General features: G+C 64.0%; 17 protein-coding genes. 7 read left to right on the top strand and 10 right to left on the bottom strand.

Annotated features, from left to right (window positions below):
* The first annotated feature begins 252 nt into the window (after positions 1-252).
* Positions 253-1884 (top strand): chaperonin GroEL, encoded by a 1632-nt coding sequence (gene groL / locus DX923_RS10670; protein ID WP_116114759.1) that lies wholly within the window; start codon positions 253-255, stop codon positions 1882-1884.
* Between the two features lie 116 nt (positions 1885-2000).
* On the opposite strand, the gene DX923_RS10665 is transcribed toward groL, so the two are convergent.
* From DX923_RS10665 to DX923_RS10630, 8 genes are all read right to left on the bottom strand, one after another.
* On the bottom strand, positions 2001-2285 hold the full coding sequence (locus DX923_RS10665) for a DUF3349 domain-containing protein (RefSeq protein ID WP_116114757.1): 285 nt from the start codon (positions 2283-2285) through the stop codon (positions 2001-2003).
* Positions 2286-2470: 185 nt separating this feature from the next.
* Positions 2471-2893, bottom strand: coding sequence for a DUF3349 domain-containing protein (locus DX923_RS10660; protein WP_116114755.1), 423 nt, complete (start codon positions 2891-2893; stop codon positions 2471-2473).
* 157 nt (positions 2894-3050) lie between these two features.
* Positions 3051-3341, bottom strand: a complete 291-nt coding sequence (locus DX923_RS10655; protein ID WP_116114753.1) for a hypothetical protein — start codon at positions 3339-3341, stop codon at positions 3051-3053.
* 15 nt (positions 3342-3356) lie between these two features.
* Positions 3357-4670, bottom strand: a complete 1314-nt coding sequence (locus DX923_RS10650) for an inorganic phosphate transporter (protein WP_116114752.1) — start codon at positions 4668-4670, stop codon at positions 3357-3359.
* A 225-nt stretch (positions 4671-4895) separates the two neighbouring features.
* Positions 4896-5189 carry a WXG100 family type VII secretion target gene (locus tag DX923_RS10645; RefSeq protein ID WP_116114751.1) on the bottom strand — a complete coding sequence of 98 codons (294 nt, stop codon included), beginning with the start codon at positions 5187-5189 and terminating at the stop codon, positions 4896-4898.
* Positions 5190-5353: 164 nt separating this feature from the next.
* The gene (locus DX923_RS10640) at positions 5354-6499 is read right to left on the bottom strand and encodes a S1C family serine protease (protein WP_240322598.1); all 1146 of its coding nucleotides are present in this window, start codon (positions 6497-6499) and stop codon (positions 5354-5356) included.
* A gap of 359 nt (positions 6500-6858) precedes the next feature.
* The gene (locus DX923_RS10635; protein WP_240322597.1) at positions 6859-8613 is read right to left on the bottom strand and encodes a sensor histidine kinase; all 1755 of its coding nucleotides are present in this window, start codon (positions 8611-8613) and stop codon (positions 6859-6861) included.
* A gap of 41 nt (positions 8614-8654) precedes the next feature.
* Positions 8655-9362: a response regulator transcription factor gene (locus DX923_RS10630; RefSeq protein ID WP_006502684.1), complete on the bottom strand. Its 708-nt coding sequence runs from the start codon at positions 9360-9362 to the stop codon at positions 8655-8657.
* Positions 9363-9533: 171 nt separating this feature from the next.
* On the opposite strand from DX923_RS10630, the gene DX923_RS10625 reads away from it, so the two are divergent.
* Positions 9534-10463, top strand: coding sequence for a hydroxymethylglutaryl-CoA lyase (locus tag DX923_RS10625; RefSeq protein ID WP_116114745.1), 930 nt, complete (start codon positions 9534-9536; stop codon positions 10461-10463).
* Positions 10464-10537: 74 nt separating this feature from the next.
* On the opposite strand, the gene DX923_RS10620 is transcribed toward DX923_RS10625, so the two are convergent.
* Positions 10538-12118 (bottom strand): methyl-accepting chemotaxis protein, encoded by a 1581-nt coding sequence (locus DX923_RS10620; RefSeq protein ID WP_162872905.1) that lies wholly within the window; start codon positions 12116-12118, stop codon positions 10538-10540.
* A 283-nt stretch (positions 12119-12401) separates the two neighbouring features.
* On the opposite strand from DX923_RS10620, the gene DX923_RS10615 reads away from it, so the two are divergent.
* Positions 12402-14372: a M13 family metallopeptidase gene (locus DX923_RS10615; protein ID WP_116114741.1), complete on the top strand. Its 1971-nt coding sequence runs from the start codon at positions 12402-12404 to the stop codon at positions 14370-14372.
* Positions 14369-15319 carry an endonuclease/exonuclease/phosphatase family protein gene (locus DX923_RS10610; RefSeq protein ID WP_162872904.1) on the top strand — a complete coding sequence of 317 codons (951 nt, stop codon included), beginning with the start codon at positions 14369-14371 and terminating at the stop codon, positions 15317-15319. The genes DX923_RS10615 and DX923_RS10610 overlap by 4 nt, the downstream gene beginning before the upstream one ends.
* A 33-nt stretch (positions 15320-15352) precedes the next feature.
* Here the strand turns inward: DX923_RS10610 and DX923_RS10605 are convergent, their stop codons facing one another.
* Positions 15353-15703, bottom strand: coding sequence for a VOC family protein (locus tag DX923_RS10605; RefSeq protein WP_116114737.1), 351 nt, complete (start codon positions 15701-15703; stop codon positions 15353-15355).
* Positions 15704-16124: 421 nt separating this feature from the next.
* Here DX923_RS10605 and DX923_RS10600 point away from each other — a divergent pair, with 421 nt between their 5' ends.
* From DX923_RS10600 to DX923_RS10590, 3 genes are all read left to right on the top strand, one after another.
* Positions 16125-16526: a cold-shock protein gene (locus DX923_RS10600; protein WP_006502690.1), complete on the top strand. Its 402-nt coding sequence runs from the start codon at positions 16125-16127 to the stop codon at positions 16524-16526.
* Positions 16523-17281, top strand: coding sequence for a DUF3027 domain-containing protein (locus DX923_RS10595; protein ID WP_116114735.1), 759 nt, complete (start codon positions 16523-16525; stop codon positions 17279-17281). The genes DX923_RS10600 and DX923_RS10595 overlap by 4 nt, the downstream gene beginning before the upstream one ends.
* 142 nt (positions 17282-17423) lie before the next feature.
* On the top strand, positions 17424-17948 hold the full coding sequence (locus tag DX923_RS10590; RefSeq protein WP_116114733.1) for a MarR family winged helix-turn-helix transcriptional regulator: 525 nt from the start codon (positions 17424-17426) through the stop codon (positions 17946-17948).
* Positions 17949-18075 lie beyond the last annotated feature (127 nt).

Raw genomic sequence — 18075 nt, 5'->3', positions numbered from 1 at the left:
CCTCGGGCGCGCCGGAAGGTCGCCTGGTCATTTGCACTCGCCCTGGTCGAGTGCTAATCATGGACTTAGCACTCTCAGTGTCCGAGTGATAACAGGCCGGGCATCGAGACGTGAGAACACCACAGTCCTGACCGGTGCCGGTGAGGCCCGGGGTCGGGCGGCGCGAACGGCGCGTCGGCCTCCCGGACCGTCCGTCGCGGGCGCCGTGCCCCGGTCGCCAGATTCCGTTCGCGTGGGAGGAAACCACCGACAATGGCCAAGATCATCGCCTTCGACGAGGAGGCCCGTCGCGGCCTCGAGCGCGGTATGAACCAGCTCGCAGACGCCGTGAAGGTCACCCTGGGCCCGAAGGGCCGCAATGTCGTCCTCGAGAAGAAGTGGGGCGCACCCACCATCACGAACGACGGTGTCTCGATCGCCAAGGAGATCGAACTCGACGACCCCTACGAGAAGATCGGCGCCGAGCTGGTCAAGGAGGTCGCCAAGAAGACGGACGACGTCGCCGGTGACGGCACGACGACCGCTACCGTCCTCGCTCAGGCTCTCGTGCGTGAGGGGCTGCGCAATGTGGCCGCCGGCGCCAACCCGATGGCGCTCAAGCGTGGCATCGAGAAGGCCACCCAGGCTGTCTCCGACGAGCTGCTCGACATGGCCAAGGACGTCGAGACCAAGGAGCAGATCGCCGCGACTGCGTCGATCTCCGCTGCTGACACCCAGATCGGCGAGATGATCGCCGAGGCCATGGACAAGGTCGGCAAGGAAGGCGTCATCACCGTCGAGGAGTCGAACACCTTCGGTCTCGAGCTGGAGCTCACCGAGGGTATGCGCTTCGACAAGGGCTACATCTCGGGTTACTTCGTCACCGACCCCGAGCGCATGGAAGCGGTGATGGAAGACCCGTACGTCCTCATCGCCAACTCCAAGATCGGCTCCATCAAGGACCTCATCCCGGTTCTGGACAAGACCAAGCAGGCCGGCAAGCCGCTGCTGATCATCGCCGAGGACGTCGAGGGCGAGGCCCTGGCCACCCTGGTGCTGAACCACCTGCGTCGCAACATCTCGGTCTGCGCCGTGAAGGCCCCGGGCTTCGGCGACCGCCGCAAAGCCATGCTCGGTGACATCGCCATCCTCACCGGTGGCCAGGTCATTTCCGAGGAAGTGGGCCTCAAGCTGGAGTCCACCGAGCTCGACATGCTGGGCACCGCCCGTAAGGTCGTCGTCACCAAGGACGAGACGACCATCGTCGAGGGCGGCGGCGACGCCGACCAGATCGCCGGCCGGGTGAACCAGATCCGCGTCGAGATCGAGCGCTCCGACAGCGACTACGACCGTGAGAAGCTGCAGGAGCGCCTGGCGAAGCTCGCCGGTGGCGTGGCCGTCATCAAGGCCGGCGCAGCGACCGAGGTCGAGCTCAAGGAGCGCAAGCACCGCATCGAGGACGCTGTCCGCAACGCGAAGGCAGCTGTCGAGGAGGGCATCATCGCCGGTGGTGGCGTGGCGCTCATCCAGGCCGGCGACGCAGCGTTCGGCAAGCTCGCCCTGGAGGGCGACGAGGCCACCGGTGCGAACATCGTCAAGGTGGCCATCGAGGCCCCGCTGAAGCAGATCGCGATCAACGCCGGCCTCGAAGGCGGCGTCGTGGCGGAGAAGGTGCGCAACCTTCCCGCCGGACACGGCCTGAACGCGGCCTCCGGTGACTACGTCGACCTCATCGAGGCCGGCATCATCGACCCGGCCAAGGTGACCCGTTCGGCTCTGCAGAACGCGGCTTCCATCGCGGCGCTCTTCCTCACCACCGAGGCCGTCATCGCTGACAAGCCGGAGAAGACAGCTCCTGCGCCCGGCGGCGACATGGGCGGCGACATGGGCGGCATGGGCTTCTGATCCTGGAAACCCAGGCTCGTCAGTGAGCAAACGAGGGGCGGCTGTCCGGTTAGGACAGCCGCCCCTCGGTCTGCCGGGAGCCGTCGAGAGACGACGGGGGGGGAAGGCGATACTTCTCAGGTCGGGTCGACAGGCCAGCCGCCGCTGCGTAGTCGTTGGCCGACCCGCACCATCTCGTCGGGGCTCGGCACCTGATCGGTCCGCTTCATGATGCCGGCGCCGACATCGATCCGGTCGGCGGGAATGACCCCTTTCCGGACCAGCTCGTGCCCGAGGTCCTCGACCTCTTCATCGGTCAGCCTTCGGCGGAGGAGCGCCATCAGCGGGACATAGTCCTGGTCGGGGACGCCGTTGGGATATCCGGCGCGCACCCAGCTGATGAATCGGTCCAGTGCGTTCACTGTCCCCTCCCCTCATCGGCCATATCGGTGACCATGGTGCGGCGTGACTCTGGTGATGATGTTGTGTGGTGCTGGGGCCTCTGAAGCTGTTTTCGCGGTGTGCTCTCGAAGCTCCGGATTCTTCTGAGAAGTTGTCTTACCCGAGATCGTTACGGTACAGGGCGTCTTCTCCGAAAAATCGAGGCTCAGGCAGTACGGCGTTCAGGGGCTGATGAGTACTGGTTCAGCGGTTCCACGCCGATCTGGGGGACCCCCGGGCCGGCGGACGGTTCGACCTCGGGTTTCTCGGTTCCGTCCTCGTCAGCCGTCGGGCTGCTCCCACCTTGTGTCGTGGGCCAGCCTGCGGTGGCCAGCTTGGCGGTGACCCGTTGCACGTCTTCCTCGGTGGCCTGCCCCTTGAGGAGGTTTTCGATGGCTTCGCGGATCTGAGCGGTGGAGACCGGTTCAAGGCCGCGTTGCCGTTGGAGGTGGTCCACGACCTCGACGATCTCCTGCTCGGTCAGGTGCCTCTGCAAGACCCCCAATAGGGCGATGTAGTCCTCACGGGGGATGCCGTGGGGGTAACCGGCGCGTAGCCAGTCGAGGATCGCACGAAACGTAAAACTCATCGGTGCCCTTCGCGATGTGACATATGGCCCTGCCCGGGATCTTCCGGGAACACGTGATCAAGGCATCGTATCGAAGGGGGGAGCCCCACTCCGTGTGATGAATGCTGCGGGAAGGCATCCGTCGAGGTGGATGCCTTCCGGAGCAGTCGCTGACCGCTTACTTGTGCTTCGGGACGAAAGTCGGGTAGATGTTCTCGAAACTGACGCTCTGTCCCAACCCCGAAGCCACGACGATCGCAATGCCGATCCCGATGGTGAAGAGGACGAGGGAGAAGATCGCGATGGCTACGATCTTGCCTGCCGGGTTCGGCGCAGTGGCGGTCCCGTCGGGGCCCGTGCCGTGGGCGAGGCTTTTCACGCCCAGGGCGAAGAGCGCGGGTAGTCCTGCTCCGATGATCAGGGAGACGAAGAACACCTTGGATGCGGCGCTGATCAGAAGACCGAACATGGTGGTGAGCTGTCCTTAGGCCTGGGAGTCGGGCTGGCGGGGTGCCGTCGTGCTGGTGTGCAGCTGTCCGGCGGGGACCATCGATGCGGCGCGCTCGTCCTGGACGGCAGCGGTGAAAGCGACGCTCTCCGCGCCTTCGACAGCCGGGGCGTGCTCCCACTCGTCGTTGACATTGTTGTGGTCGATGGGCGCCTGACGGGAGCGGAGCCACATGTACCCGGAGAGTGCCACCAGGATCGCGAAGACGATGAGCGGCCCGGCGTACCCGCCGAAGGCATGACCGATGTACCAGGTGATGGCACCGACGATGCCGGCGCAGGGGAGCGTGATCAGCCAGGCTGCGACCATGCGACCGGCGACGCCCCAACGGACCTCGGCGCCAGGTTTGCCGAGGCCGGTGCCCAGGATCGAGCCGGTGGCGACATGGGTGGTGGACAGGGCGAAGCCCAGGTGGCTGGACGTCAGGATCACGGCAGCCGATGCAGATTCAGCGGCCATGCCCTGCGGGGAGGAGATCTCCACCAGTCCTTTGCCGAGGGTGCGGATGATCCGCCATCCGCCGAGGTAGGTGCCCAGCGCGATCGCAACCGCGCAGGTGACCTTCACCCAGAGGGGGATGTTATGGGTGTCGGTCCATGAGCCATGAGCGATGAGGGCCAAGGTGATCACACCCATGGTTTTCTGGGCGTCATTGGTGCCATGCGCCAGTGAGACCAGGGATGCGGTGCCGATCTGCCCCCAGCGGAATCCGGCCTCTTTGTAGCGTTCGGCGACTCCCTTGGTGATCCGGAAGATCAGCCAGGTGCCGAGCGCGGCCACCAGACCTGCCACGACCGGGGAGACCAGCGCGGGCATGATCACCTTGCCGAAGACGCCGTCGAGCTTGGAGCCGTCTCCGGACCAGTTGACCCCGCCCCAGCCGATCCCGGCGACGGTCGATCCGATCAGACCTCCGAAAAGCGCGTGGGACGAACTCGACGGGAGGCCGAGCAGCCAGGTCAACAGGTTCCAGACGATTCCACCGACGAGGCCGCACAGCACGATGAGGAGCAACGCTTCGCCGTGATTCGCCAGGAACTCGGCCTTGGGTGCGCCGGACTTGTCCTGGATGTTGATAACCGCGTTGGTCACGGTCAGCGCAACCTCGACCGACAGGAAAGCGCCGATCAGGTTGAGGATGGCAGAGAGTGCCACCGCCGTCTTCGGTTTGAGTGCACCGGTGGCGATGGAAGTGGCCATCGCGTTTCCGGTGTCATGGAAGCCGTTGGTGAAATCGAAGGCCAGGGCCGTAATGACTACGAGGGCCAGGAGCAGAAGAGCTACGTCCACACCGCAATTGTGGGGCCAGAAGTGACCCTCCTGTGAACCAGCTTCCGCTCGTTAACCTGGACAGAACGTGTGACCAGGGCGTTTGTCCAAACTGTTCAGCAAAAATTCGTCTTAGACGTTCGCGCAAGACCCTAGTTATATGCATTCATTTTCAGTGTTGAGGCCTCTCTCGACGCGGAGGAAGGGGGCATGGAAGGGTGACCGTCCTGGAAAGGGAAACGCCAGTCAGCGACCGAACAACTGCGTGTTTGCAGCCTCGACCTCGGCGTACTGGGCGCCCGCGCGTGACAATGCAGTTTCAATGCGGTCCAAAGATTCTCGAACTTGTCGCTGAGTCGTGGTCCACGAGCCGACCGCTTCCTGGAACTGAGCCGAGGCAGAGCCCTGCCAGGCACCCTGCAAGGCCGAGAGACGGGAGCTCATTCCCGCCACGTTCGATTCCAGATCGGCGCTGATCCTGCGGATGTCTGTCGCCGCTGAGGAGATCTGAGCGGTGTCGACGTGGAATTGAGTACTCATGGGAAGACCTTTCGTCCGGGCGGCGCTCCTGCCGCGACCAGACCACGTTAAAAAGGGCAGCTGTTCTTCCCCGGACGTTCCACAGACACATGTGCGCAGGCTCGGTCGTCCACGAGGTTGTGGATGACGGAGCCTGCGCACATGTCAGACCCTTCGGCCTCAGCTCAGTTACGGGTGTCTTCGTCCAAGGTCACCCGTATGTCCTGGCGCTTGCCCTCACGGATGATGGTCAGTGTCACCTGATCGCCGGCCTTGCGCTCACGGATCTGAGCCTGCAAGCTCAACCGGCCATCGACGACCTCGCTGTCGACGGCGACCACCGCATCGCCCGCACGTATGGAGGCTTTCTCTGCTGCTGAACCTGGGGTGACCTGCTGGATCTTTGCTGCCGCTCGCTGGTCGTTGCCATCTGGAACGACCTTGTCGTCCAAAGTGACGCCGAGGAAAGCGTGCCGGGCCTTGCCGTGGTTGATCAGCTGATCCGCCACGCTCTTCACTTCGTTCACCGGAATGGCGAAGCCGATACCGATATTGCCGGAGCTCTGGGACAACGAGGCGATGGAGGAGTTGATGCCCACCAGTTGACCAGCGCCGTTGACCAGCGCGCCACCGGAGTTACCTGGATTGATGGCGGCGCTGGTCTGGATGGCATTCGTCACGACAGGAACGGGGTTGGCGCTGCCGGGCGCCGTCGGCTTGTCTCGGGTGGTGACAGGGCGGTTCAAAGCGCTCACGATGCCGGTGGTGACCGTACCAGCCAATCCCAGCGGGTTGCCGACCGCCATTACCGGATCGCCGACCCGCAACTTGGTGTCATCGCCCAGGCTGACCGGGCGTAGGTCCTTGGGCGCCTCGTTGATCTGTAGCACCGCGAGGTCTGTCGCCGGGTCGGTGCCCACGACCTCGGCGGCGTAGACCCGTTTGTCATCCAACGCGACCGTGATCTTGGCTGACTCACCGCCAGCCATCACAACGTGGTTGTTGGTGACGACACGGCCCTTGTCATCGATGATGACGCCTGATCCGTCGCCGCTGCGGGAGCCGGACGAGACTTGGATGGAGACGACACTGGACGTAACGGCCTTGGCCGTGGCCGTCCAGTTCGGATTGTTCGGGTCGGTCTGCTCCACTTGACGTGCTGATTCCCCGGTGCGAGGAATTCCGGCAGAAGAGCGGAGCAGCGCCCAGGTGCCGCCGGAAGCTAGGACGGCGGCCAAGGTGGCGGCGACACCGATCTCGAGCAGACGGCGCGCCCTCTGCTGGGAGACGCCGGCAGGCTCGGGGGTCGGTTGCGGGGCGCCGGGAGACATAAGCCACTGCTGCCCAGGAGGCGGCTGTTGGCCAGTCCATCCGGCGGGAGGCGGATAACCCTGCCCGTGACCGTCCCCGGTCGCCCAGGTGGTGTTCTCCGAAGAAGCTTCTCCGCTGGTGGGGGGCGCGGCAGTTGGTCCGCCGGGCGGTGGCATGGCAGCCGCTCCCGGAATCGGCGCGCCGGGTGGAGTCAGGACCTGCCCAGGAACGGTGGCCTGGGACGGCGAAACAGCAGAGGTCGGAGCTGTAGGTGCGGGGGCAGCTCCTTGCGTGCCTCCGTCCGTCCTTGTCGGGCCGACAGGGGGGGTGGTATCGAGCTGCGAAGAGGGGCCCCGGCTTCCGGGGTTGTCAGGCTGGCTCATCGCACTCCTTCGTGGTCGTCGTCGGTACGGACGGCTGTAGGGGGCGTAGAGGGAGAGACCGTCCCGGCTACAGCGTGTTTACCTTGGCCGTCAAGGCCGGGGGGCGTGGCCGCTGCGGCCACAACAGGAGAGTCTTGGACTCGTTTGGACCGTGCCCAGCGGAGTTTGGAGGCGGAGACCTTGACCTTGGGCGTCGAGGCCTTTTCAGGTCCGGAGGTGACGCTGGCCTGAGGGCGACAGTCCGAGGGGATCTCCACGACAAAGGTGGCACCTCCGCCGCAGGTGGCTCGCACGCCGACGCGTCCACCATGGGCGTTGACGATCGCCATGACGATGGCCAGACCGAGGCCACTTCCACCGGAAGAGCGCCCTCGAGAGGGATCGCCTCGGAAGAAGCGTTGGAAGACCCGGTCGATATCGGCCTCGGCGATACCAGATCCGTGGTCCCGGACCTCGAGTCGGTAGATACGGCGGGCTTCCCCTGCACCGGGTAGATCCGTGGCGTCGCTGCCTACGGTGCCGACGGCGACCTCCACGGGGGAGCCCGAAGGTGTGTGTTGAAGGGCATTGGCCACCAGGTTGGTCACGACTTGGCGGAGTCGTGCTTCGTCGCCGCAGATCATGGTGGGACCGAGCGATCCGTCACCGAGCCCGACCAGGCGGATGGGCCGTTGCGGGTCGCGGGCCTTGGCATCCTGGACGGCGTCGCCGACCAGGACGGTGAGGTCGACCTCGTCGAAGGTCATCGGTCGGCGGTTGTCGAGCCGGGCCAGGGTGAGGAGGTCTTCGACGAGTCCGCTCATCCGGGTGGCCTCGTCCTCGATGCGGCGCATGGCACCGGCCGTCGCCTCAGGGCTGGAAGCGGCGCCTTGCCGGTACAGCTCGGCGTAGCCGCGGACGGTGGCCAGAGGGGTGCGCAGTTCGTGAGAGGCGTCGGTGACGAACCGCCTCATCCGGTCTTCGGAGGCTTCGCGGACGGCGAACGAATTCTCGATCTGGGAAAGCATCGTATTCAGCGAACGGGAGAGGCTGGCGACCTCGTCCTGGGCTGCATGTTCAGGAACGCGTTGGGTCAGGTCTCCGTCGGCGATCGCGGCTGCCGTGTCCTCGATCTGACGTAGTGGCCGGAAAGCTCGGTTGACCCCGAGGAATCCGACGTGGACACAGATCGCCACGACGAGCAGGCCGATGGCCAGGGAGACCACGTGGAGGCGGGACATCGTCTCGTCGACCCCACGGAGCGAGGTGGCCACGGCGTAGGTTCCGCTGCGATCCGACAAGGGGCCGGCCACCACTCGCCACTGCGGGTTGTCCGTCCGGGTGTTGCCTGAGGAGGGATCGACCTTGATCGAGTCGGTCGTGAAGGGCTCACCGCTGCGGACTCGGGGGTCGTCCAGAGGAAGGCGGGGGATATCGGGAAGGACATGTTCGTCCGAGGATGGCTGCAGATAGGGGCTGCGGCCCTTCGGGTCCATGTAGATCACGGTGTAGGTGGTGGGCAGCCCCGGGGTGAAGACATGGCCGGTTGCCATGATCTGCGGCAGCGAGTTCGACGCGGCCGAGTTACTGGCCGAGCGGAGCTCGTCGCTGGTGCGGTCCATCAGGTACGAACGCAGCAGGAGCTGCGTCGCGAGATTCGTCAGGAAGAGGGCTGTCACCAGGAGCACGACCAGGACGGCGACGAGTCGCCAGCGTAGTGGCCATGCCTTCAGAGCCCGAACAGCGCGATCACGGCTCCGGACGACACACATCCTCGGCTTCTGTGCAAGCCGAGGGAGTGCTGCAAGCGGGCTCAAACCTGTTCCGGGGGGAGTCGCAACACGTAACCCACTCCGCGTCTGGTGTGGATGAGATGGGGTTCTTCCACGTCGATCTTGCGTCGCAGGTAGGAGATGTAGGACTCGACGATGCCGGCTTCACCGCGGAAGTCGTAGTCCCAGACGTGGTCGAGGATCTGTGCTTTGGACAGCACCCGGTTGGGGTTGAGCAGCAGGTAACGCAGAAGTTTGAACTCGGTGGGGGAAACGTCGATGACTCGTTTGCCTCGGCGTACCTCGTGGGAGTCTTCGTTCAGCTCCAGGTCGTGGAAACGCAGCACCTGGTCCTCGTCGGCTTCTCCGCGGGTACGGCGCAGGACGGCCCTGATCCGGGCGACGACTTCTTCCAAGCTGAAGGGTTTGGTGACATAGTCGTCCCCGCCGACGGTGAGGCCTTTGACCTTGTCCTCCACCGAGTCCCGGGCGGTGACGAACACGATCGGCATGTGACGACCGTTCTCGCGTAGTCGACGGGTGACGTCGAATCCGTCCATGTCGGGGAGCATCACGTCGAGGACGAGGAGATCGGGCTGTTCTCGCTCGGCGATGGTGATGGCAGTGGCGCCATCACCTGCGGTGAATACCTCGAACCCGGCGAAACGCAGGGAGGTGGCTAGGAGCTCACGGATATTGGGCTCATCCTCGACGACGAGAAGTCGGGCTTCAGGAGGTGTGCTGCTCACAGCAGCCAGTGTGCGGTGGCTTTCTGGATGTTAGCTGTGAGACTGCCGTACGTCGCGAGTTATCTTCTCGGGGTGCATGTTCCAAGGATCTTGGCTGAGTGGACGGCATGATGGGCGCAGGGCGTTCGGACAGGGAGGTCAGCTAGCTCGCCCCGTGAGGAGAAACCCACGATGCGCCGTCCGCAGCACGAACCGTTGTCAGGGATGCCTGACCATGTCCGGATCTACGAGGTCGGCCCCCGGGACGGCCTTCAGAACGAGAAGAGCACGGTTCCGACCGAAGCGAAGGCCGCCTTCGTCCGTCGGCTCGTCGAGGCAGGGCTGGAAGTCGTCGAGATCACCAGCTTCGTTCCTGCCTCCTGGGTTCCGCAGCTGGCTGATGCCGCCGATCTCCTTGTCCTCCTGGGGAAGGACGGGCTGGGCCGGGGACGTCCCGTGCTGACTCCGAACGAGAAGGGGCTCGACCGTGCGCTCGACCTCGGGGTGAGCGCCGTCTCCGTCTTCGGCAGTGCGACCGAGGCCTTCTCCCGGAAGAACCTCAACAGATCTGTCGACGAGTCCTTCGAGATGTTCCGGCCGGTCGTCCGCAGAGCCGACGCTGCCGATGCCTGGGTGCGGGCCTATGTCTCGATGTGCTTCGGGGACCCCTGGGAAGGGGATGTGCCGGTGAACCAGGTGGTCGAGGTCGCCCTTCGCTTCCTGGAGCTGGGCGTCGACGAACTGTCCCTGGGGGACACCATCGGAGTGGCGACTCCCGGGCATGTCGTGCGGCTCCTCGACGCGTTGTACGCAGCTGGCATCGGACCGGAACGTCTTGCCGTGCATTTTCACGACACCTACGGTCAGGCACTGGCGAACTCGCTGGAAGCGATCCGCTGGGGGATCACCACCGTCGATGCTTCTGCCGGTGGGCTGGGCGGATGTCCCTATGCAGGATCCGCCACCGGGAATCTGGCTACCGAGGACCTGGTCTGGGCCCTGGACGGCATGGGCGTCCATACCGGTGTCGACCTGGAACCACTGGTGTCGACGAGCCGGTGGATGGCCGATCTCCTCGGACGGACGCCGGTGAGTCGAGTAGTGCAGGCGCTGAGCAGCTGACCTTCCACCGACCACGGCATGCAAGCTGCGCGCTTCGACCCTGAAGACCCAGGGGCCGAAGCGCGCAGTGCGGTTCACAGTGAGTAGTTCTGCACCATCGTCATCAATGCCGAGGCACGTTCTGAGAGCTCATTGGCTGCTCCCGCAGTGACCTTTGCTGCTTCACGGTTCGCATTGGCGGTCTCGGAGATCTCCCCGACCTCACCGGCGATACGGGAGGCGCCATTGGCGGCGTCGTTGACATTGCGTCCCATCTCGTTGGTGGTGGCGGTCTGTTCCTCCACGGCCGAGGCGATAGTGGCCTGGGTGTCGTTGATCTGGGAGATGATGGCCGAGATCTCGCTGATCGCTGCGACAGCGGCCTGGGTGTCGACCTGGATGGCCTCCACCCGGTGTGCGATGTCCTCGGTGGCCTTGCTGGTCTCCTGAGCCAGATCCTTGACCTCGTTCGCCACGACGGCGAAGCCCTTTCCTGCTTCTCCGGCTCGGGCCGCTTCGATAGTGGCGTTGAGCGCCAGCAGGTTCGTCTGCTCCGCGATCGAGGTGATGGCTTTGACCACTTCCCCGATCTTCGCCGAACTGTCGCCGAGTTTGGCGACGGTCGCATTCGTCGTGCTCGCCACGGAGACTGCGCTGGCTGCCACGCCGGCAGCGTCCTGAGCGTTCTTGGCGATTTCCCGGATGGACGCGGTCATCTCCTCGGTACCGGCTGCGACGGTCTGGACGTTGGAGGAGACTTCGTCCGCCGAGGCCGACACCGTGGTCAAGGTGCCTGCTGTCTGGTCTGCGCTGCGTTGCAGATCCTGAGCGGCACCGCCGATGACTCCTGAGGTGGTTTGCACCTGAGCGGCATTTTCCCGGACGCCGGCAACGGTCTTGTTCAAGGCTGCGATCATGTCGTCCAGGCCGGAGCTGAGCTGCGACAGCTCATCCGTTCCGTCCAGGTTCGTGCGGGCGGTCAGATCGCCGTGCCCGACCTTGTCGACGGTGTTCTTCATGGTTTCGATCGGACGGATGATGGAGATGGCGACCAAGGCGACTCCGCCGACGGCCAGGGCGATCGACACGATGAGTACGATGATCAGAGTGTTTCGGCTCTTTTCGTATTCTGCGGTGGCTTCCGCGCGGCGTTCGTCCGCTGCCTTGCGTTCTGCGTCGACGAGTTTCATGACGGCGGAATCCGCCGCACCGGACGGGCCGATCGCATTCTGGTCCCGGTACTGGCCGTATCCGGTGAAGTCCATCTTGTCGCCGTAGGCCATCAGGGGGTCGAGCACTGGGAGGTAGCTCTTCCAGGAGTCCTCGAGTGTTTTCAAGGCTGCCGTGTCGACGGTGTTGGGACGGTAGGCCTCGAGATCCTTCTCGAACTGGGCCTGGGCGGCTTCCTTGCGCTTCTTGTGATTGGCCTTGGCCGTGGCATCGGTCGAGGTGACGTAGTTCAGGGTGCCGATCCGAACGTCCTTCATATCGGCGCGCATCGCGCCCAACTGGCTGATCGGAACCAGGGACTTGTCGTAGATCTCAGCAGAGGCCGCAGCGACTCGTCCGAGCGAGACCACCGCGAAGGTGCCGAGAGCGATGGCGATCAACAGGACGATTCCGACGACGCCACCGAGGCGGCTCTTAATGCTCAGTCGGCCGATGGCACCACTCATCCCTCCTGATCGTGCAGTTCCCTGACGGGAGAACTCTGTAGACATCTCTTGTCCGATCTGACGGTTGATGTACGCGCGGCCGACATCGGCGTGCGCAGCTGTCCCCTGGAAGATCGGCTGGAATCCCTTTCGCTGTAGTTTTCAACAGGGGCAGGGCGGCCGGGACTCCTGTGCCGTCGAAGATGTCGGTCTTCTCCGCTGGAGGGCGGGCTGTGGTGGTATGGGCGGTGACTGTCAGGACCAACACGTAGCGTGGGCTCACACACGCCAGACAGGAGACTTCATGCGTTCAGGAATTGATCGAGCCGCGATGGAACCGACGATCCGTCCCCAGGACGACCTTTACGGACATGTCAGCGCAGGCTGGCTATCGACGGCCGAGATTCCTCACGACAGAAGTCGTTTCGGCGCGTTCGATGATCTGAGAGATCGTGCTGAGGAGAATATGCGGGCGCTCCTGGAGGAAGAGAGCGCTTCGAGGGAGGACACATCGGGGGCCTCACGCCGCCCAGGTGACCTGGCCAAAGACCTGTATGCCAGTTTCCTGGACGAGAGTGCCGTGGAAGAGGCCGGGCTCTCGACGGTCGCTGCAGTTCTGGAACGTGTTGACACGGTTGCGGACAGCGCAGAATTGATGGTTCTCCTCGGCAGCCTGCAGCGCGAGGGGGTCGGTGGCGCGTTGGAGCCCTACGTGAACACCGACGCAGGACAGCCCGATCGCTATGTCGTCTATGTGGAACAGTCAGGCCTGGGCCTGCCCGACGAGGCGTACTACCGGGAAGAGTCCTATGCCGACCTGCGGGAGAGTTATGTCTCCCACCTGGCTCGCCTGTTCACCCTGGCTGGTGACGCCGAGCAGGAAGCCCGGCAGCGTGCGGCAGAGGTCATGGGCCTGGAGAGCAGGCTGGCGGCCGGGCACCTGGACCGAGTGTCTTGTCGTGACGCGGTGAAGAGTTACAACCTCACCGACAGCAAAGGCCTGGTCGAGCACGCTCCGGGAGTGCCGTGGGAGCAGTGGCTGACCGCTGCCGGCGCGCCGCAGGAGGCCTTCGGCGCCTTGGTGATGCGTCAGCCTGCTTATCTTCAGACCTTGGCGCACGAGCTGACTTCGACGCCTGTCACCGTGTGGCGTTCTTGGCTGAGGGCCTCCGTCCTCCACGCCTATGCTCCTTATCTCCCGGCGGAGGTCGTGGCCGAGCATTTCGACTTCTACGGACGTGCGCTGTCAGGTGTCCCGGAGCAGCGAGCACGTTGGAAGAGAGGCGCTGCCCTGGTCGACCAGTTGCTCGGGGAAGACGCGGGACGTCTCTATGTCGAAAGGCATTTCCCGGCAGAGGCCAAGGAGCGGATGACCGTTCTGGTGGACAATCTGGTGGCTGCTTACCGACATGACATCAACCGGTTGGACTGGATGACACCGCAGACCAGGCAGAAAGCTCTGGCGAAGCTGGACCTGTTCACCCCGAAGATCGGTTTTCCCGATCGGTGGCGTGATTACACCGGCCTGCGGATCGAACGCGATGACCTGCTGGGGAATGTGCGCCGGGCCCAGATGTTCGAGACGGATCGTATGTGGGCCAAACTCGGTGGTCCGATCGATCGTGACGAGTGGTTCATGAACGCGCAGACGGTCAACGCGTACTACAACCCGGGGATGAACGAGATCGTCTTCCCTGCTGCGATCCTTCAGCCGCCGTTCTTCGACGCCGAGGCCGACGACGCGGTCAACTACGGGGCGATCGGTTCGGTCATCGGGCATGAGATCGGGCATGGTTTCGACGATCAGGGCAGCCGATACGACGGCCACGGCCAGCTGATCGACTGGTGGACGGAAGCAGACCGGGAGGCTTTTGACGTCAAGGCCACCGCGCTCATCGCCCAGTACGACGCCTTCAGCCCGCGCGGTCTCCCCGATGAGAAGGTGAATGGTGCCCTGACTGTCGGGGAGAACATCGGAGATCTCGGTGGAGTGACCGTCGCGTACTTGGCCTATCGGCTCTCTCTGGGCGACGAAGACGCTCCGGAGCTGGACGGGTTCACCGGCGATCAGCGTTTCTTCATGGGCTGGGCCCGGATCTGGCGGACCTTGTGCCGTCCGGAAGAGGCCAAACGTCTGCTGTCGATCGACCCGCACTCTCCCGGCGAGTTCCGGGCGAACATCGTGCGGAATCTCACCGAGTTCTACGAGGCCTTCGACGTCCGTGAGGGCGACGCCCTGTGGCTGCCGGAGTCGGAGCGGGTGCGTATCTGGTGAGGAAAGTGCGGTCCTGGCTGTTGGGAATCTCGGCAGCCATGGTGCTGCTGGCCTCGACGGTGTGGTGGTGGGATCTGACCGGTCCGGTGCCGATGGTGCAGCCTTTGTACCCGGTGGTGGGTCCCCTGGCAGTGATGGTGTTGGCGGTCTGTGCCGGTCTGCGGTACTGGCGGTCGGCAGCGGCTGTCATGTTGTCCTTGATCCTGTACGCGACGGCGATGGGTCCGACGGTGCTCCCCCTGACGGGGGATATTGCTGCGGATCCGTCGTCGACCGGCGCCAAGCCCTTGCGGATCCTGGCAGCCAACACCGAGTTCGGTCAGATCGATGTGACGGCTCTGAAGCATCTCGTGGAGTCGAAACAGACAGATGTGGTCGTGCTGACCGAGGCCGGTCCCCAGTTCGTTCCTCATGCGCGTCAGGCTTTGAAGGTTCGCCTTCCGCATGACTCAGGCCCAACTTTGGGCGGTGCCGGTGGGACCATCGTGTTCTCCCGCTTTCCGATGAAAGTATTGGATGCGGACAACACCGATCACAGCAAACCGCAGCAGCCTGTAGTACGTCTTGATGTCGGAGGCCGGCCGGTGACGCTCCGGGGAATTCATCCGCGTTCACCGAGTTCGGCGACGAAGCTTCCGCAATGGCGCGCCGATCTGGCTGGGCTGGCGCAGTGGCAGCGCGGTCAGCAGGGCGCGGTGGTCATGGTCGGTGATTTCAATTCCAGTTGGGCACATCCTGCTTTCCGGGAGGTGGCCGAGGGCTTCGACGACGCTCTTCGGGTCACAGGGCAGGCGTGGGAGCCGACGTGGCCGGTGCATCATCTGATTCCGGCGTTCGCGCAGATCGATCATGTTCTCTCGCGCGGGCTGGGGGTGCGTGACGCCCAGGTGTTGCGGATCCCTCGAACGGATCATCTGGCGGTTGCCGTTGAGCTGACGGTGCCCTGAGCTGAGGGAAGGGGCGAGTTCGGCGGCCGGTGGTCAGGGATGTTCGTGGTCGAAAGGCCCGGCGAGGCAGAAGTGGTTGCCTTCTGGGTCGGCGAGGACGTTCCACCGGCCGCCGTTCATCCGGACCTGCTCGATCATCGTGGCGCCGAGGGCGATGATGCGTTCGGTGTCGGAGGCGAGGTCTTCGCTCTCGATGTCGATGTGCACGCGATTCTTTCCGGGGGTCGGCTCGGGTACGTTCTGGAAGGACAGCCGGGGGGAGTAGTCGAGAACGACGTATTCGTCTGCGTCGTGGAGGACGTCAGCGTGTAGCACCGCGCTCCAGAACTCGGCGAGGTTTTGGGCGTCGTAGCAGTCGATAGCGATAGAGGCGATGGACACCATGTACTTCAGGGTAGTGAGGCTGATACTTCTGCTGCCAGGAGTTGTCTTGCCCATCAACCTTTTCGGTAGAAATATGTCTCTCTTCGGCTAGACGGTGCTTTGTGCTGGGCTCCGTTCTTGCTCCGTGATGTGTTTTCTGCCTCTGTCCGTAGAGTGGACGGGCCGCGCGGCTTTCCATGGTTTTCTCGGTCACAGGGAGGGCGGTTTTCCTCCGCTTGAATGCCGGATATGGGGCTTCTTCCGTGCTGGGGACGGGTGGTCTTCCCGTTTTGTGCCACCCGAGGGGGTGTCTGCCTGCGGACCGGAGAAGGATGTCTGGTGAATCCTGTTCGGTCAGGGCAGCGGTACGGGCTAGCCTGGAGGTGTCCGCTCGCATCAGCGGTCGGTTTTCGCGAGCTCCTGTGAAGGTGTGATTCATAAAGTGCCTACTGGCAAGGTGAAGTTCTTCGACGAGCAGAAGGGCTTCGGCTTCGTGTCCTGCGACGACGGCGGTGATGACGTTTTCGTCCCAGCGAAGTCTCTACCAAGTGGCGTGACAGGCCTGAAGGCAGGGATGCGTCTGGAATACAGCATCGCTGCCGGAAAACGGGGCACTCAGGCGATGCAGGTTCGCGTGCTCGACCCGGCTCCGTCGGTGGCCGCGGCACAGCACGCCAAGCACCGGCGCTCGGCCGAGGAAATGACGGTCATCACGGAAGACCTGATCAAGATGCTGGATCGGATGAGCAATGGCTTCCGCCGCGGACATCACCCGGATCGTAAGGAAGCTCAGAAGGTGGCTGCCGTGCTGCGAGCCGTGGCCACGCATCTGGATGGAGCGTGAGAGCTGTGGCCGTCAGGCATGACACGATCCTGGCCTCTGCGGTGGACCAGGCGAGGTCGGCGGCGTCCGATATGGCCGATCCCGGGACCGTGGGGGACCACCTGGGTATGCGTATGGATTCGGAGCGTCTGGCCACTCACCTCTTCGTCTGTACTGCTCCGGCCTATCGCGGGTGGGCCTGGGCGGTCACGGTGGCTCGGATCGCTCGTAGCCGTCATGTCACGATCTGTGAGACCCATCTTGTCCCGGGGGAGGAAGCTCTGCTGGCTCCGGACTGGATCCCTTATGCCCAGCGTCTCGAGCCGGGTGATCTCGGGGTCGGTGACGAACTTCCGTACATCGAGGAAGACCAGCATCTCGAGCAGGGGTTTGAAGCCACGGGGGAAGAGGACGTCGACCGGACGGCTTTCCACGAGCTGGGATTGGGTCGGCGCCGAGTGCTTTCCGCGGAGGGGCGGGAAGCAGCGGCGCAGCGTTGGTATGACGGAGATCACGGTCCGTACGCATCCGTGGCGGAGAAAGCCCCTGAGAAATGTTCCAGCTGCGGGTACTACCTGCCCATGGCAGGGACGATGCGGGCGGTCTTCGGGGTGTGCGCGAATGCCTGGTCGCCGAGCGATGGTCGCGTGGTGAGCCTTGACCACGGTTGTGGCGCTCATAGCGAGACGGACGTCGTGGCCGGCCACCCTGTTCCGGTGAGTCGCCCTCTGGCCGATGAGATGCTCTGGGATGCACTCACCGAAGAACGGGTCTGAAGAACTCTGAAGGTGGCGGGACAGCATCCTGCCGGAGTCATTGGTCTCCCGGACGAATGTACGGAGCAGGCGTCCATTGCGCCGCGAACCGGACTACTCTGGTGTATTGAGAGCTGATCGTCCTGCTGAGACGAGGAAAACGATGCCGTTATCACGCAAGGACGACTCCCTGCCGGAGGTGGACGTCGATGACCTCCACCTGGAACCGATGGCGGAGATCCTGCATGACGAGTCACGAGCCGGTGAACTCGACGGTTTGGCCAGACAAGGGCTTGAGCTCCGCCTGGCTTGTCAGCAGATAGCACGTCGGGTGCGGTACGAAGCTCAGGCTGGTTCAGTGGCACCTCACCATTTCGCTGTTCTTGCCCGGCTGGAGGAGGGCGACCTTCCTCCAAGTGAGATCGCCGAACTGGAGCGGGTGAGCGCACCCAGCATGACCCGCACGGTGAAGAAGCTCGTGGGCGAGGGTTATGTGCATCGCACACAGCATCCGACGGATCGACGCATTGTGTTGGTGGGGTTGACCGATGCGGGTCAGGCCCTGCTGGACGAGGCACGTCATCGTCGTGACCTGTGGATGACTTCGCGGCTGCGTCAGCTCGACGAGAAGGACATAGCGTTGGTTCCTGAGCTGGCCCGTATTCTCGGTCGCGTCGCCTCTCTGTGAGTCTGCTCAGCCAGATTCGTGAGCCCGGGTCTTCAGTCCCTTGCTCTGAGAGCGTGATGTCGTTCCGGTGGCATCGCGGCTAGGGTTCGCTCTGAAATGACAGGACTTCGGCGCTGAAGCGCTGCGA

Source organism: Austwickia chelonae, assembly GCF_003391095.1.
In the GTDB taxonomy this organism is placed as follows: domain Bacteria; phylum Actinomycetota; class Actinomycetes; order Actinomycetales; family Dermatophilaceae; genus Austwickia; species Austwickia chelonae_A.
Note: the sequence above shows the minus strand (reverse complement) of the source record. Positions and strands in the feature narration are given on the sequence as shown.